This window comes from Dactylosporangium sp. NPDC051485, assembly GCF_040682015.1.
GTDB lineage: Bacteria > Actinomycetota > Actinomycetes > Mycobacteriales > Micromonosporaceae > Dactylosporangium.
Window position 1 is genome coordinate 1 of the sequence record NZ_JBFAZW010000077.1, and the last position, 14945, is coordinate 14945.

The following is a 14945-nucleotide window of genomic DNA, read 5'->3' on the forward strand; positions in this document are numbered from 1 at the left end:
CCGTTACGAGGCAACGGTCACCGTCGCCTCGATCGTGATCTGGCTCCGCGCCAAACCTGACCGCACTCCTTCAAGATCCGTCAGATAAGCCCTAGGCATGGTTGGGAGCCCACTCGTACACCCAGCGGTGCAGCTGGTTGTCCTGGGTGACGGCCTTGCGGATGTTGCCGGGTGGCTTCACCAGAGCGATCGCGGCGACCAACGGCGGTCGTGCCGCGGTCGGGGTGCGGTCGTACATGCTAAGCAGATCTTGAGCGCTGATGTGAGCGTGACGGGCCAGGCTGAGCGCGGCGTGCGCGCGCACCGTCAATGGTTGTGTCTCCGCCTTGAGGATGTCCTGGAGCCAGCGGATCCTGCGTGCGGCGTCATCGCCGGTCCCGAACTCGTTGTGCGCCGCGAGCACATGCTGGAGCCACCACGCCTGCCAGCCGTTGAGGTAGGCGCCGGACCTCAGCAGCCTGCTGAAGACGGTGACCGCGGGAGTGGAGTCCGTGCGGCTGGCGAGGTACCGACAGGCCGCAGGTGTCAAGTGCCGGGCGAACCGCAGAATCTGGATGACGTGGCCCAGCAGATCCTGGTTCAGTGCGGGGTCGGTTTCCAGGGTTCTGAGCGTGGACGGGAGCAGGTCCAGCAGTGCTCGATGTTCTTTGGCCCGCCGGGGTCCCACGCTGCTGCGAGCGCCGACCCGTGCCCACCGTGCGACGATCCGGGCTGCTGCCTCGCGGTCCACATCGGAAGGCTCGGGTTCCACGTCGACCTCATCGCCGTATGGGTCATCGCTGAACAGCGTGAGGTCGTACCGCGCTTCGTCGGCGATCTGCTTGCGGAGCTCTTCGGCCTCTTCCAACGAGCGCTGATAGGTGGACCGTTTCCAGGTGACGGTCTTGAGATCGTTCATCGTCAGGCCGACGCGGCGCGTCTCTTCGGCGAAGATCTCGATCGCGCGGACGGCGTCCGACCAGGACCGGCAGATGAACCTGAAGTCGTCGTTGTACCTGAACGCCTGTACACCCCGCCGGATGAGCACCCGTTCAAGGCGGTCCAGGAGCGCCTCGGCGAGCAGGTCACTCGCGCTCGACTGCTGCGGCAGGCTGTAGGTGCGGCCCTGGGCCGCCACGAGCACGTCGCCGAGATTGTTGATCACAGCGTGGTCACCGGTCTGGACGAGCAGCTCTTCCATGAGCAGGTTGTGGTCGATGTAGTGGTAGCAGGCGGCGATGTCCGTTGCGACGACGTACGCGCCAGGATGGTCCAGCGGTGCCCGCTTGAACGCGTCCCAGTGCTGGCGACCACGCGGAGGTGCGGGGATGACGGGGTCGAGTTGCGCAGCCAGCGCTCCGTACAGGACTCGGGTCGGCACATCCCAGAGCGCCACCGGCCGCACACCATGATTGGCCTTGCTGACGACGACCGTCTCCTCGGGCGACGGCATGAACCGGCTGCTGATCACGTTCTCGATCCAGGTCACCGCCTTCGGACGGCGACTGGCTACGGCCCGCATCGCCAAACTGGGCGGCATCATGCGCGCGGGCTTGTCGATCTCACGGTCCAGTGAGCCGGCCAGATCGATACGCGACACTAGAGCTGGGTCGATGTCCACCCTCTCGGTCTACCAGCACAGCGTGACATTTCGCTGCGACAGGCAGAAGCAGTCCGTATTGGCTGCGGATGCCGTCAGCGGTGTTTGACGAGCTACGGCTGACCTTCCGGGTCGGTCGTGCCCTGCTTGTCCAGATCAACGATGTCTCCACTGTTGTCGCCGTGCACGTGGGAGGTAACACCTATTTCTGCCCTACGCCTGCACGCTGACATCCGTCTGCATCGAAGTCACGGCTGGCGTTTTCGCTGAAGGTTGGGGATGCCGAGGTCGATGGTGCCTCGTTGGGTGCGCTCGTCGAGGTGAGCGAGCTTGGCTTGGGCTGCGGCGAGGCTGACTCGTAGCCCTTCGGCTTCGCCGAGCCAACCGTGTTGTTCGGCCTCGAGGATGCGTGCAGTGAGGTTGTCGCGGATCTCTTGCAGCTGGGGACGCTGCGCGGGATCGACGCGGAGGAGTGGGCACCGTATGAAGGGATGTTCGTGCTGGCAACTATCGGACTGGTTGACAACTCGTGCAAATGGTGCGGAGGCGACGGCATTGCCACACCTGCGGGTCGAGCAATTGTCCGACACGCCGGATGGGATCGGCGACACGCCGGTTCGCACCAAAACCGGCCGCAAGACCCGAAGCCGGCAGCGTCAGGGCGACGTGATCAGACGATCGGGGTCACGTAGGCCCGAACGAACCAGTGCGACACGGTCGCGCGGTGCAGGTGCCCAACCACGGTTCGCCCTTCGCCGCCGGCCGAGACGTGCACGTGTACCGCGCCGTTGACGACCTCGCCGGTGCCGGTGATCTCGAACGGCTCGTCGTAGTCGGTCAGGATGTCGTCGGTCTCGTCGCCTTTCGGCATGACGGAGATCGTGCAACCCTTGATCGCGCCGATGACGGTCAGCGAAGCGGCCGTGATATTCCGGGCGGCGACCTGCCGGGTGATGGACTCGATGACTTCCTCGCCCGAACGGACCTCGGCGACGAACATCAGCAGCTTCTCCTCAGTTGATAGTCGGGTGCAGGCCGGCGAGCACGAAGCCGATGGTTCGCAGATGCTCGCTGCTCGTCTCGGTGCGCAGGGCGGCCGTCAATGCTTCGTCGACGAGCTCGCGAGCGTGCGGCCGCATGCGGGCCAGCAGGACGATCGAGCACCAGCGGGCCCCGGCGTCAGTGGGGTTGCCGGCCTCGGCGCCGAGTGCTGCGAGCTGACCGTCTTCGAGTTGACTGCCGTTGGCGATCCTGCGTCCCTCGTCCCAGGGGATCGCCAGTACCCGGGCGGCGACCGCGGTCAGGTAGAGGTCTCGGGCTTGCGCGTCGGCGGCGAGGTGACGGGCGACCTGCGCATCGAGGAGCGGCGATCCGATCTTGGCGAGGATGCCGGCGGCGTTCACGCGCAACACAGGGTGGCCGACTCGGGTCCATTTCGTCAGCGTGGCGACGCTGGGCGTGTCCGCGGCGACCATGGCGGCGATGGTCTTGTCGACGGCGTGCGATGTCTGCGCGGAGGCGAGCGGGTGGTGCTGCTCGGCGCGTACCGCCGCGGCGATGCTGGTCGCGTCGTCGGGGATGCCGTCGGCGGCCAGGAGGGACAACGCGCCGATCAGGAGATTTCGCCGGTTCAAGTCGTCACCCAATACGCGCTCGTAAGCCCGGATCAGGCCGGGCGTGACCGCCCGCTGTCCGGTCTCTGCGTTGCCGATGTAGCTCTTGGAGTACCCGCATTGCGTCGCCATGCGCGCGAGCGAGTAGCCAGCAGCCTCGCGTGCACGCCTCAGTGTGACGCCGAGCTCGTCCATGATCTAGCGGCCTTCGAGGTTTGGAGACGATTGGAGACACCTTGGTCATTCCATGTCACATGTCGTGAGCACGACACTACGGTCGCGGGGAGTTCGCCGCCAGGGACCACGGGGACGTCCATCAGGACGCACGTCATCCGCGACGTCACCAGCAGCTCCGACCCGGTCGGCGACCGACGATCGAGTTCGTGTTCGACGCTTACGCACTGTGTCTTTCGAGGTGGTGGGATGGGCCAGGCTGCACGTCTGCTGACACCTGACGTCTCGGTACACCATCGTTTCGGCGCGGAGCTGCGGCGGTGGCGCCAGCAGCGCGGCTTGTCGCAGAACGCGCTCGGCCGCCTCGTCCACGCGAGCGGCGACCTGATCGGCAAAATTGAAAAGGCGGAGCGCTGGCCCGGCGCCGAGCTGGCTCGGCGATGCGACCACGCGCTGGACTCCGGCGATGCGCTCGCGCGCCTGGTCCCGCAGCTCGACCAGGAACGGCGCCGGAAAAATACCTCGCCTCCGGCTGCCGCGATGTCGATGCCGGACCCCCTCGATCGGTTTGTCGCCTCAGCGCTACCGCCGACCGCGGACCGCAACGGCGCGGACCGGCGGGTCATCGATCTTCCTGCCGGCAGCTTGTTCATGGCTACTTCACTCACCGCCTGGTACGCGCCCTTGGTCAAACAGACACGTGCAAACGTGTTCACCGCGCCGATTGACCTTCGAGCAGCGAGACCGGGCGACGTGCTCGTCGCGCAGGACCTCGACACCGAACGGCCGCGTTTCTTCGCGGCGGAAGCCCGCCGCCGGCCTCCGAGCGGCAATGAGGGCATCGTGATCCCGGCCGCCTACGTCGTCGACGACTTCGCGCTGGGCATCCTCTGGGCCACCCGCGCGGTCGATGACGCCCTGCATGACGACGACCGGACGCTTGCCGATGCGATCGACCGACTCCGGCAGTCGCCGCCCTCGCACGGATCCGCTGATCTCCTCGCGGACGGGCTGACCGCGACGAGCGAGGGATGGATGGGTTCCTTTGCGTGCGCGTCGTTCATCGGCAGCCAGCTCGATCGGGTATCGGGGCCGCCGCTGTTCTGGACCCGGGAACAGCGGGGCGAGGAGGCCGCCGCCTGGCTGTTGTTCGAGCACAAGCTCGACTACCTCCGCCGTCTGCGCAATCGCTTCGCCGACCGCAACACCCCGATGGCCCGGGTGTTCTGCCTCCCAGAGCCCGTGCTCGGGCCGACCGCGGAACGCACCCTGCTCCTGCTCGCCGCCGCGCTGATGGAAGCCATGGGCGTGGCCGTCCAGGTCTGCGGCGACCTGGCCTACGCCGCGGTCGAGGGTTTCGTCCTCACTCCGACCGGCGGCGTGATCGTGGCGAACTGGCTGCGGAGCGGGCGTGGCTGGCACGGCGACGTCATCAGCTGCAGCGCAACGGCCAGCGCGTACCAGGACGCCATCGGCTTCGGCCGCGCGCACAACATCGTCGCTGCCGATGATGCCGCCGGGCGGCTGCAGCGGCTCGCAGAGTACCTCGAGATCGACTGGGCCTGGTTCACGGCCCGCGCTGCGCAGATGTATTCAGCTGGCGTCGACGGCTTCGTCCAACCCAGAAGCAGGCTGCTGTCCACCGCCGGTATGCAGATCGCCTGCAAGTACCTCGCGCAGGTCCGTGGGCACCAACAGCCGTAGCAGTCAGCTCGCGTAGGCTCCGTGCATTCACCGACAGCAGGAGGTTGACGAGTGGGGCAGCCGTTGAGCCGTCGTGTGGTGGTGTTCGCGCTCGGCGGCACAATCGCCATGACCAGCGACAACCAGGCCGGCGTTGTACCGACACTGAGCGCCAGCGACCTGGTCGCCGCCGTACCCGGCCTGGCCGACACTGGCGCCGACATCACCGTGCACGACTTCCGCCAGCTCCCCGGCGCGTCACTGACCTTCGACGACCTGATCGCGCTGAACGCCGCAGCAAGCCACGCGATCGACGCAGGCGCGGACGGCATCGTGGTCACGCAGGGGACCGACACCATCGAAGAAACGGCGTTCGCCCTCGACCTGCTCTGGCCCAGCGACGCACCCCTCGTAGTCACCGGCGCGATGCGGAACCCGAAACTCGCAGGCGCCGACGGCCCAGCGAACCTCCTCGCCGCAATCCGCGTCGCCGCCGCCGCCGAAACCCGGGGCATGGGCTGTCTGGTCGTCCTCAACGACGAAATCCACGCTGCCCGATGGGTCCGCAAGACCCACACCACGAGCCCGGCCGCGTTCCGCTCACCAGACACCGGCCCGGTCGGCCTGGTTGCCGAACACCGCCCCCGCGTGCTGACCAGGCCCATCCGGCACACACTCACGCTGCAACCGCAGCCGGCCGCCGACGTCTGTACCGCGGTCGTACCGGTCGTGCTCGGCGACAACGGCGCCGTCCTGCGCCAAGCCGGCAACGTCGTTGACGGCCTCGTCGTCGCCGGCTTCGGCGTCGGGCACGTCCCTGTCGCCACCGTCGAGATCCTGACGGATCTGGCGGCCGTCAAACCAGTTGTCCTCGCCTCGCGGATCGGCGCCGGCCCGGTGCTCACCAGCACGTACGGATTTCCCGGCTCGGAATCCGACCTCCTCGGACGAGGACTGATCAGCGCTGGATCACTCGATCCCTTCAAGGCACGCGGTCTGCTGCACCTGCTGCTGGCCGCCGGGCACGGCCGCGACGAGATCGCCAAAGCCTTCGCGACTATCGGCTGCGCCGACCCACCCACGAACGAAAGGGAGTAGGAATGGCTCGGGCCGCTGCCCTGACCACGGGCAGGACGATCGGTGTCACCTTCGACCACGGCGAGGACTTCTTCACCGCCCTTGAGGAACTATGTCGCGCCGAGGGCATCCGCGCCGGCTATATCCCCATGTTCCTGGCCGGCTTCCGCACCGTCGACATCGTCGGAACGTGCGAGCGACTCGAAAACCCAGACGCGCCGGTGTGGTCCAAGGTCCAGCTCGCCAACGTCGAAGCGATGGGCTGCGGCACCATCGCCTACGACCCCGCCGAAGACCGAATCCTCCCGCACATCCACGTCTCCGTCGGCTTGAAAGAACACTCAGCAACCGCACACACCAGCCACCTCCTCGCAGCCCGCGTGCTGTTCCTCACGGAAATGCTGCTGGTCGAGGTACTCGAGCCGTCAATCATCCGGCCGCGGAACCCGGCGCTATTCGACGTTCCGCTGCTCACCTTCGAGCGTTGAGTAGAGCAACCGAGTAATACGCGTAGGTAGGCGCCCCTTGGCGGAGCGGCCGAGGTTTCGTGGGTCCTGCGACGCCGTGGTCGAAGTTGATCATCCACGCGTTCCGAACGAAGCGCTCCTGGGGGGCTCTGCGCAGGCGTAACGTCCGAGTGGTTCGGTCGGAGTTGCCGGCTCTGATTTGTGACCTCGACGCACGGGCGATGCGAGACCGATCGAGCAGCCTCAAGCAGTGCGTCTTGGGTGTTGCTGATGTGTTCGGAGGCGAGGTATTCGTCCGGCGTTTCTGCCCGGTTCGACATGCAGCCCAAACGGAGGCCGCTGCGGGTGAGGGGCGCTATCGGGACAAGCCCCGCCCATTGATAATTGCTCTCTAATGTCTCGTAGCGGCATGAAGCGATCAGCTGGTCATCGCCGAGCGTCGGAAGCAGTTGACGTCCACGACGTGCATGCCGGCGGCTTTGGCTGCCTGGATGCCCTCGGCGGAGTCCTCGTACACTAGGCATGCGGCGGGCGAGACGCCCAACTGTTGTGCGGTGATAAGGAAAAGATCTGGAGCGGGTTTGCCGTGCCGGGCGTCCTCGCCGGTGATGACTGGGTCGAATAGGTCTTGTAGGTTGGTGACGGCCAGCCCCGCCTCTACCACCCTGCGGGCTCCGCCCGACGCTATCGCAACCGGTAGGCGCTGGTGCAAGGTTCTGGCGAGGTCCACAACCGGTTGATAGGTGTCGAGACCGGCGATACCATCAATGATGTTATCAAGACAGTGGGCAACAATCTGTTCGATTGCCACCGGGATGCCAGCAACTGTGGAAAGCTCAGCAATCAATTCGGCCCCTGAGGTGCCGATTCTGGCATTGTAAAACTTTTGATCTAGGCGAAGTCCCCATTGAGTGCACGCGCTACTCAGTGCGCGGAAGTTGAGGGGATGGCTGTCGACGAGGGTGCCGTCCCAGTCGAAAATAACCGCGTGGTATCGATGAAGGTCTGATGGCGGGTACGCGTGACGGCAAGGCTCGCAGCCCGAACAGGACACGCTTGCCGATGATTCCTTTGCTGTTGAAACCGCCATGGAAGTCCCCCGGGTAAGTGCGGTATAGACACCTTGAGTTAGCTCTGGACTCGGTCCTTTCATCGTGCGGAGTGGTGCGTTAGTGGGGGCTATCTGGCGCAGCTATTGAGGTCGTGTAAGTGCCGCTCGGCGGAGGTCTGGTCCGGCGGGAGGGCAGTGACGGATGACATGAGCCGGCCGAGAAGATGAACCCGGCGGTAGATGCCCAGCGAGTGCGGGTGGTAGGCGACGCCGTGGTTGGAAAGGAGGTCTCCCAGGCGCTCGGCACCTATGCCGAGAGAGTGCCCGACTCTGGCGTAGTCGAGATCTGGGTCGCCGTAAACGGCGAGTTCCCAGTCGAGACCGGCGGTGTCGGTCCGGCCCCGGAGTTGGAGGAAGTTGGCTGGTTCCGGGTCGTTGTGCAGCAGAGACGGCGCGGGTGGTTCAGGAAGTTGGGTCCCGGCGAGCGCGTCAGCGGTTTCGGCAGCTCCGTAGTGTCGATGCTCAATGAGCGCATCTCGGTAGGAGACTAATCGCTGCCGGAGATAGTCGTTCCATCGTGGTGCGAGTGGGGACGAGAGCCTCCCGAAGCCGGGGCCAGTAATCCGGTGGACCGCTTGCAGGTACGTGATGATCTGGTGAGCGGCCCGTTCGGTCCTGCCCACGCTAGAGCCGCAGAGCCGGCGCATGACGAGGAACTCGCGTTGGAAGAGACGACCTGATCCGAGTATCGACGGCGCTGATATCCGCGCGTCGGCGAGGCGTCGCAGCGCGGCCTTCTCCGTCTCTGCGCGCCATGCCTCGCGGTACACCTTGATGACGGCACCTGGGAGCGGCAACAGGCGGTTGCTCGCGGGGATCGGACTCATGCGCCCGCCAGTACCTCGAGCCGGTTGCTGAGGGCCGTCGCGATAGTCCGGTAGGGGATCTCGATGCCGAACTGGAGTTCCAGAGCGGGTCGGCGGGCCAGCGCGTCGAGGACGTCGGCTGTGTGCCGGGCCCGATTGACCGCATCGGTGTTGTGGATACCGAGCCAATCGCAAACGTAGATGTCGTCATCCGGCGACATGCACTGGGCCTTGAGTAGCTTCAGGGTCCGTTCGGTGTCGACTGGCCGCACGTCGACGCCCTGGGCGTCGCTCAGTACCTCGGGAAAGACGACGAGATCCACCGTCATAGCGGATGCCAGTGGTGTACCGGTGTGCTCGTGCCATTCCTGGGCAAGGATGTGCAGCTTGCTGGTTCCCTGGAAGTTCTGCCAGTCGGAGGCGGTTGGTGGCTTGGGACGGGTGAGGTGCCACTGCTGGGCGTTGTTGAGGCCGAGCGCGCGTAGGGTGCCCCCGTTGAGCCGGATGGGTCCGGGCATCGCGACGGCGTGTGGGGCCACGCCCGCCGACATGGCGATCATGGTGCGGTCGTTGGCGAGGAATGCTCCGCCGGCTGCGGTGGCTGCGGCGAGGGCGATGCTGGACTTGCCGGCGCCGGAGTTGCCGACGATCAGGATGCCGCGGCCGTCGATGGTGGCAGCCGAGGCGTGCAGGCACACCCAGCCGTTGTTCTCGGCGCGGCGGTATCCGATCTCACGGAGGTGCCGGGCGGCGTTCATGACGGCGTCTGGGTCGTCGCAGGTGACCACGGTGTAGCTGCCGTCGTGCCGCGCGATGATTTGTGGCGCTATCGGCGCGTCGGGGTCGGTGAGGAGCACCTGCCCGGCGGGCGTTCGAAACCACGCTGCCGGGGCGCGGACGTGCATCTGGACGTGGAGCGGACTGCCTGTGGCGATGGTGCGGACGCTGTCGGCGAGTGTTCTGACGCGGTCGGCAGGCAAGGCGATGGTGCGCATGATGGTGGTGGGTGCGGTGGCATCGGTGTCGGCACCCCACAGCCGGTTGCCAGGGGTGAACAGACGCTGCGTATATCGCGTCGACGCGTCGGAGGATGCGCGGAGCTCGACGGTCAGGCCGCTGAGCTGCGTGGTGATTCGCTCAACGCACCAGGGGTCGAGGTCGGCGGGTGCAGCGCTGCTGTTGAGGACGGCATATAGCACAGGCAGTACGTCGTTAGTCGCAGGCATCGGCTTGTCCCTCGGTGAGGAAATATTCGATCTTGCTCTGGCCGGATTGCGCATGGGGTATGTGCACGGCGCTCAGCGCAGCTACGGCGGCATCGGCCGTCGCGCCCACGGCTCGTCGGAGCTGCAGCGGGTCGGTGGTTGCAGACGTGGTGGCGAGGCAGCCACCGTATTCGATCTCGACCTGTTGGAGGAGCCCGGGATATGGAGCGAGAGTGGTGGTGTCCACGGTTACGGTGCACCAGTGTCCGTACGGGTCCGGTGGCGAGAGGAGGTCCCAGGTGCTGCGGTGCAGCTGGCCGACTCGGCGGAGGGTCTGAGGCTCGAAGGCTTCGGTGATGAGCGCCAGGGCGTGCGCGTGATCGGTCGCGGGCCTGATCGTCTTGTGGAGGCCGTCATTGCGCAGAATCTTGGTCTTTGCCCACCAGGTGCCGTCGGCGCGCGGGGTCAGGGCCGCGTATTGGCGTAGGCCAGGGCCGGCGGGCCGGTAGATCTCTGATCGGAGTATCCGCCGATAGAGGCTGCAACCTACGGCGCCCGGCGCGATGGTAGCCAGGCGGTCCCGCAGTGTGCGGGCGACGGCCAGCGGGTTTACCTGGCCAATGATGGTGATCTTCGCTTCGATCTCCGGCCCTGGCAGGGGTCGTCGGCCGGGTCGCGGGATGGGACGGTTCACCTGTGCTCGCTCGGCCACGACGCGGTAGGCCCAGCTGGCGAGATTGGGAGCTGGGGGTGGAGCGTCGTCGGTGCTGTGGAAAGCGGCCAGCGTCGTCGCGGCGGGGTGCCACTGCGTCGTGGCGAAGAACGTGGCCTTCGCAGTGGACCGGTCGACGAAGCAGGCCCACAAGGGGACTCGGATAGATGCTGGATCGAGCAGTGGGCGCTGGGCACCGTCCAGGCTGTGCCAGACCCTGCTGCGAAGGGCGTGTTCGTTGATGACAAGCAGAGGTCCGGCGGGACGCTTCGGCAGGTAGGCCCAGGCAGCGTCTTGGTCGTCGGGTCTGTCGGTGATCGTAGCGACGACGAGCATCACGTTTCCCGTTCGCCGTGTCTAGACACGCGTAAGCGTGGCGCGCCATACGCTGCGCTGCCCTGGATCGCCGGGCCTGAGGTACTGCGCGGCGTCGCTGTGCAGGGACAGGCCCGCGCTGCGGATGAGGCGCACCAACTCGTCGGGTGGAAGCAGGGTCATGAACTGGCCATTCGGCAGGGCGTAGACGTCGTCGCCGAGCGAGCTGAGGCATGGGTCGAGGTATCCGGCGGTGAACGTGTTCAGCGACAGGGTCCCGCCGACGGCGAGGACCCGGCGCAGCTCGTACAGCCCGGCGGCGAGCTCGTCGCGGCGGTGCAGGTTGTGCAGGACGCCGTGGCAGACGACGAGCGAAGCTTGCTGGTCGGCAGCGGGGATACTGGTGATGGTCGCGTTCACGAACGTGACGCGCGGGCCGGCGTACCGGGCGCGCGCCTGGTCCAGCATGCCGGGATGCAGATCGACGGCCAAGACGCGGTAGCCTGCGCTTATCAGGCTTGGCAGGTTCCGCCCTGTACCGCAGCCGGCGTCGAGTGCGGTCGCTCCGTCGGGGACGGGACCGGTGAGTAGATCGGTCAGGTACGCCGGCGCGGGCAGCGCGGCGAATGCGGAGACCGTGCTCGGATCGTTCCAGTAGGTGCCGGTCGGAACCGGTTGTACCCCCGTCATGACGCAGGTCCGTGATGCACGGTGTAGCCATCGTTGCGTGGGAGGCAGCGCAGGGTCCGCAGTCCCACGTTCGTGAATGCTGCCGCGCACTGGTCCGGGGTGCGGGTCACGGCGGCGAAGGTGGGGCCTACCGAAGAGAGGGTCAGGACGTCGGCGATGTCGTCCATAAAGATGTGTTCGACCTTCGCGGCGGTGGCGAGCAGGTCGGGGTGGGAGAATGCGCAGTTGGCGATGCTGCCCATCCGGAAGCGGTAGTCGAACAGCAATTGGCCCAGCGGGCGCAGGTCGCCGTCGATCAGGGCCGGCCAGGCGTCGTGGAGCAGGCGGTAGGCGATCTGGGGTCCGTAGGTGCGGCCGGTCGTAGCGAAGGCGTCGAAGTAGTCCGCCTCGGCGGCAAGGCTGGTCCGGGCGTCCCAGATCACCGGATTGTGGGGCATGCCGAGCACGATGTGCGTGTCGTCGGGCAGCGACGCCTGCAGCAGTGGCACCTGCGCTCCCGCGATGACTTGGACGGCGCCGGGTATGAGCCCGGCTGTGGCGGACCCGCCGAGGCACTGCACGGGAAGGAGGTGGTCGGCGTCGGCGTCGATCTCCTCGCCGTGGTTGCGGGCGAGGAACTTGACCAGCTGGCGCGCAGGGATCGGGCGGCCGTAGAGCTCGTTGACGGCGGCTGCGACGGCGGCGATCTGGCCGCTGCTGGAGCCGAGTCCGAGATGGGCGGGCAGATCCGGGGCGGTGACCCGGATCCGAAGCCGCTCGTGTGCGCCGAGCGCGGTGCGGACGAGCAGCGCCGCGTGTCTGGCCAGGGCTGGATGGTCGCAATCCGGGGTGGTCTGGACGGGGGGACCGTCGTCGACGATGGTGACTTCGACATGGCGGGGTAGGTCGCACGCGATGAGCAGCTCGCCGGCGAGGTAGGCGCTGTCGCCGTTTGGAATGATCTTGCTGGAATCCAGGGCCATAGCGTTGATCCGGCTCGGATAGGCCAGGTGGACGCGGTCGATGACGGGCTCCGGTGGGGTCGTCAGACCGACGACCAACGCGGAGCGTACGGCGCCGACGGTGAACGCCGGGAAGTCGGTGTCGAGTGAGGTGCTATTCACGCGGGGCTCCGGGGGTGAGGAGGGCGCGGGCTTGTTTGGTGACGGCAATGAGCTGGTCGAGCGCGTCGGTGGTGTAGCCGCCGCTGCCGAGGGATCCTTCGTCGCGGATGGCCATGTTGGCGCGGGCGAGTTGGCGGTGTGGCAGGCGGAACCGCAGCAGGTCGTCGATGAGCGTGCCGGTCGCGCTTCGTAGGTACGGGTGCCGGTTGGCGAGTCGCGCGAGGCCGGGGACGCCGCGTGCGGCGTCGATGAGGGCGCGGTGGTGCGGCGGTAGATAGGTGGCATTGTCGTCGAGGTACTGCTCGAACCAGGCGGCGAGTTCGCCGTTGGCGGCCTGGCTCAGTAGCAGGACATCGATTACCAGCAGGGGCATCTGAGCGCCGCCGGGCGCGTAGTAGGTGGTTCCGGCGATGGTGAGCGCCGGAAAGTAGGGGCGTAGGCGGCCGGTGAAGTATTGCGGCGTCAGGTGACGTTTGACGGTGAGCAGGTGTCCGCCGAAGGCCCGGAGCTGGTGATGGACGATGCCGGCGCCGGCGTCTGCTTCGTGCTTGTCGACAGCTGCGGACAGGTGTCGGCAGTGCTCGATCGCGATGTCGAGCGCGTCGCTGGCGGCGGTGACCTCGTCGATGAAGCGGTGCTCGCCTGGCGTATCGGTGAAGGAGCGGCGTCTGGGCCCCCGAGGGTTGCGAGTGCTGTACGAGTAGACGGTCTCCCGGGGTATTTCATCGGCGACCTCGCCCAGGTGCAGCATCGCCGCTTCAACGGCCGGAGGTGCGATGTCTTGGCCGGTGTGCCGGGCGAGGGATGCGGTGAGCATGCCCAGGTCCCGCAATGCCGCCCGGGCGGGAGCGACATCGCGGATCCCGGCGGCGTGCTGGGAGACATGTACGGCTCGCGAGAGCAGCCAGGCGGTGTCGGCCGCGATGTTGGCTTGGGGCAGTGACCGCATCACAGCGTCCGCGCCGAGAGGGTCGAGCGCCGCGATGCCCGCGTCCAGGTCGCGTGTGACCGTCATGATTCTCCCAGCTGTCCGGGGTGCCCCCGACTCGATCAGTCAGCGGGTTGGTCGTCGCGGTACGTCCAGACCCGGGTGGTGGCGCCGTCGAGGTAGGCCAGCACCGGTTCGATCTCGGGGCGTGTGGCGGTGGAGGACGACAGGACTTTCTTGGCTTCGTCCATGGGTAGCAGGACCGCGCCGATGACTTTGCCGTCCGGGTCGTGGATGGCGATGTCGCCGTCCCAGTCGGTGCAGTCGAAGGTGAGCACGATGGTGGAGGGGTACCGCTCGGTGGTGGTGTTGACGAGGTAGGCGAGGTTGCCGACGGTGGCCAGACGGAGGCCGGTCTCCTCGTGTACCTCGCGGATGAGGGCTTCGGTGACCAGTTCGCCGCGTTCGACGCCGCCGCCGGGGATGGACCAGATCTCCTGTCCGTCCCGCTGTTCCTGGACGAGGACGATGTGGTCGTCGCGGCGCAGCAGGGCGGCAACAACCTGAACTCCGGGGCCGACGATCGGCACGGGGGCGGTAGTGGTGGGGTCCGTGGCGGGCATGTTCACTCCAATTCGGCTCGCAGAGCCGCGACACATCCAGGGATCTGGGCAGCGTCACGGTCCTGCCAGTACAGGACGTACGAAAGGTGGATCACCAAGCGGTAGAAGGCGAGACGCTGCTCGAACAACGGATCCGCCGGTTGTTCGCGCTGGCGCCAGTACACGTTCAGTAGATGCCGACGGTCCTGGTCCTTGGGCCGGCACCAACGATCGATCTTGACGAAGTCGCTGGCGTCCTCGGCCCGTGTGGCGTGGTCGAAGTCGAGCAGGACGATCTGACCGCCTGGTCGGATAAGGATGTTATCCGGGTGGATGTCCTGATGGGTGGTCACGATCGGGTGATCACCGAGTTGGTCGGCGAGGATAGTGCCGCGCCGGCGGGCGCTTTCAGCGAGGTCGGCGTGGATGAGCTCGTCCCAGCCGAGCCGGTCCAGCAGGTCGGATATCTGGCGGACGCGGCCGGCGGGTGTCATCGGCACGTCGGCGGCCGGGTCGTTGTGCAGCAGCGCGATCTGCTCGGCGAGGGCCGGCCAGAGGTCCGCGCTGATCGCATCGGCCTGGCGGGCTTCGGCAAAAGTGCGGCCGGGGAGCCACTCCTGGAGCAGGTACGGCCCGAGATCCGGATCCGTACCGACGCGCAGCACCCGAGGCACGGCTACGCCGCGTGCCGCCGCGTCGGTCATGGCGTCGGCAACTCGTCGCAGGTGGGTCTCGCCCTCACGGTCGTTGAGTTTGAGGAGGTAGGAACGGTCGTGGCTGCCGGTCACGCTCCAGCAGGCGTTGAACCGGCCCTGCGGAAGGCGCTGCACGTCGAGCACATCGGCGTCCATGGTGAGCCGGCGGGCGGCGGCGCGGTCGA

General features: G+C 66.9%; 16 protein-coding genes. 3 read left to right on the top strand and 13 right to left on the bottom strand.

Annotation, left to right across the window (positions count from 1 at the left end; translation table 11 throughout):
- Window positions 1-91 precede the first annotated feature (91 nt).
- From AB0M46_RS34790 to AB0M46_RS34805, 4 genes are all read right to left on the bottom strand, one after another.
- On the bottom strand, window positions 92-1600 hold the full coding sequence (locus AB0M46_RS34790) for an RNA-directed DNA polymerase (protein WP_363343144.1): 1509 nt from the start codon (window positions 1598-1600) through the stop codon (window positions 92-94).
- Between the two features lie 227 nt (window positions 1601-1827).
- Window positions 1828-2190: a hypothetical protein gene (locus AB0M46_RS34795; protein ID WP_363343146.1), complete on the bottom strand. Its 363-nt coding sequence runs from the start codon at window positions 2188-2190 to the stop codon at window positions 1828-1830.
- Window positions 2191-2249: 59 nt separating this feature from the next.
- Window positions 2250-2579, bottom strand: coding sequence for a PPC domain-containing DNA-binding protein (locus AB0M46_RS34800; protein WP_363343148.1), 330 nt, complete (start codon window positions 2577-2579; stop codon window positions 2250-2252).
- A gap of 13 nt (window positions 2580-2592) precedes the next feature.
- Complete coding sequence (locus AB0M46_RS34805) at window positions 2593-3387, bottom strand: helix-turn-helix transcriptional regulator (RefSeq protein WP_363343150.1); 795 nt, start codon at window positions 3385-3387, stop codon at window positions 2593-2595.
- 228 nt (window positions 3388-3615) lie between these two features.
- Here AB0M46_RS34805 and AB0M46_RS34810 point away from each other — a divergent pair, with 228 nt between their 5' ends.
- Genes AB0M46_RS34810 through AB0M46_RS34820 form a run of 3 tightly spaced genes read left to right on the top strand, consistent with a single transcriptional unit; the run spans window position 3616 to window position 6614 of the window.
- Window positions 3616-5070, top strand: a complete 1455-nt coding sequence (locus AB0M46_RS34810) for a helix-turn-helix transcriptional regulator (RefSeq protein ID WP_363343152.1) — start codon at window positions 3616-3618, stop codon at window positions 5068-5070.
- A 51-nt stretch (window positions 5071-5121) separates the two neighbouring features.
- Window positions 5122-6147 (top strand): asparaginase, encoded by a 1026-nt coding sequence (locus AB0M46_RS34815; protein ID WP_363343154.1) that lies wholly within the window; start codon window positions 5122-5124, stop codon window positions 6145-6147.
- Between the two features lie 2 nt (window positions 6148-6149).
- Window positions 6150-6614 carry a DUF296 domain-containing protein gene (locus AB0M46_RS34820; protein ID WP_363343156.1) on the top strand — a complete coding sequence of 155 codons (465 nt, stop codon included), beginning with the start codon at window positions 6150-6152 and terminating at the stop codon, window positions 6612-6614.
- Window positions 6615-7011: 397 nt separating this feature from the next.
- On the opposite strand, the gene AB0M46_RS34825 is transcribed toward AB0M46_RS34820, so the two are convergent.
- The 9 genes from AB0M46_RS34825 to AB0M46_RS34865 all read right to left on the bottom strand — a co-directional run bounded on the left by AB0M46_RS34825 (window position 7012) and on the right by AB0M46_RS34865 (window position 14916).
- Window positions 7012-7683: an HAD family phosphatase gene (locus tag AB0M46_RS34825; RefSeq protein ID WP_363343158.1), complete on the bottom strand. Its 672-nt coding sequence runs from the start codon at window positions 7681-7683 to the stop codon at window positions 7012-7014.
- Window positions 7684-7772: 89 nt separating this feature from the next.
- Window positions 7773-8531, bottom strand: coding sequence for a phosphotransferase (locus AB0M46_RS34830; RefSeq protein WP_363343160.1), 759 nt, complete (start codon window positions 8529-8531; stop codon window positions 7773-7775).
- The gene (locus AB0M46_RS34835) at window positions 8528-9736 is read right to left on the bottom strand and encodes a hypothetical protein (RefSeq protein WP_363343162.1); all 1209 of its coding nucleotides are present in this window, start codon (window positions 9734-9736) and stop codon (window positions 8528-8530) included. Before AB0M46_RS34835 ends, AB0M46_RS34830 begins: the two co-directional genes overlap by 4 nt.
- Window positions 9723-10763: a hypothetical protein gene (locus AB0M46_RS34840; RefSeq protein ID WP_363343164.1), complete on the bottom strand. Its 1041-nt coding sequence runs from the start codon at window positions 10761-10763 to the stop codon at window positions 9723-9725. Before AB0M46_RS34840 ends, AB0M46_RS34835 begins: the two co-directional genes overlap by 14 nt.
- Window positions 10764-10784: 21 nt before the next feature.
- The gene (locus AB0M46_RS34845; RefSeq protein WP_363343166.1) at window positions 10785-11432 is read right to left on the bottom strand and encodes a class I SAM-dependent methyltransferase; all 648 of its coding nucleotides are present in this window, start codon (window positions 11430-11432) and stop codon (window positions 10785-10787) included.
- Complete coding sequence (locus AB0M46_RS34850; protein WP_363343168.1) at window positions 11429-12535, bottom strand: hypothetical protein; 1107 nt, start codon at window positions 12533-12535, stop codon at window positions 11429-11431. The genes AB0M46_RS34845 and AB0M46_RS34850 overlap by 4 nt, the downstream gene beginning before the upstream one ends.
- Window positions 12528-13550 (bottom strand): monodechloroaminopyrrolnitrin synthase PrnB family protein, encoded by a 1023-nt coding sequence (locus AB0M46_RS34855; protein ID WP_363343170.1) that lies wholly within the window; start codon window positions 13548-13550, stop codon window positions 12528-12530. The genes AB0M46_RS34850 and AB0M46_RS34855 overlap by 8 nt, the downstream gene beginning before the upstream one ends.
- Window positions 13551-13585: 35 nt before the next feature.
- Window positions 13586-14086, bottom strand: a complete 501-nt coding sequence (locus AB0M46_RS34860; protein WP_363343172.1) for an NUDIX hydrolase — start codon at window positions 14084-14086, stop codon at window positions 13586-13588.
- A gap of 2 nt (window positions 14087-14088) precedes the next feature.
- The gene (locus tag AB0M46_RS34865) at window positions 14089-14916 is read right to left on the bottom strand and encodes a phosphotransferase (protein WP_363343174.1); all 828 of its coding nucleotides are present in this window, start codon (window positions 14914-14916) and stop codon (window positions 14089-14091) included.
- Window positions 14917-14945: the final 29 nt, after the last annotated feature.

Coding starts and splice junctions, on each gene's coding strand:
- AB0M46_RS34820 (WP_363343156.1), top strand. CDS start 6,150: ATGGCTCGGGCCGCTGCCCTGACCACGGGCAGGACGATCGGTGTCACC.
- AB0M46_RS34865 (WP_363343174.1), bottom strand. CDS start 14,916: ATGGACGCCGATGTGCTCGACGTGCAGCGCCTTCCGCAGGGCCGGTTC.
- AB0M46_RS34855 (WP_363343170.1), bottom strand. CDS start 13,550: ATGACGGTCACACGCGACCTGGACGCGGGCATCGCGGCGCTCGACCCT.
- AB0M46_RS34860 (WP_363343172.1), bottom strand. CDS start 14,086: ATGCCCGCCACGGACCCCACCACTACCGCCCCCGTGCCGATCGTCGGC.
- AB0M46_RS34840 (WP_363343164.1), bottom strand. CDS start 10,763: ATGCTCGTCGTCGCTACGATCACCGACAGACCCGACGACCAAGACGCT.
- AB0M46_RS34825 (WP_363343158.1), bottom strand. CDS start 7,683: ATGGCGGTTTCAACAGCAAAGGAATCATCGGCAAGCGTGTCCTGTTCG.
- AB0M46_RS34805 (WP_363343150.1), bottom strand. CDS start 3,387: ATGGACGAGCTCGGCGTCACACTGAGGCGTGCACGCGAGGCTGCTGGC.
- AB0M46_RS34830 (WP_363343160.1), bottom strand. CDS start 8,531: ATGAGTCCGATCCCCGCGAGCAACCGCCTGTTGCCGCTCCCAGGTGCC.
- AB0M46_RS34835 (WP_363343162.1), bottom strand. CDS start 9,736: ATGCCTGCGACTAACGACGTACTGCCTGTGCTATATGCCGTCCTCAAC.
- AB0M46_RS34810 (WP_363343152.1), top strand. CDS start 3,616: ATGGGCCAGGCTGCACGTCTGCTGACACCTGACGTCTCGGTACACCAT.
- AB0M46_RS34845 (WP_363343166.1), bottom strand. CDS start 11,432: ATGACGGGGGTACAACCGGTTCCGACCGGCACCTACTGGAACGATCCG.
- AB0M46_RS34800 (WP_363343148.1), bottom strand. CDS start 2,579: ATGTTCGTCGCCGAGGTCCGTTCGGGCGAGGAAGTCATCGAGTCCATC.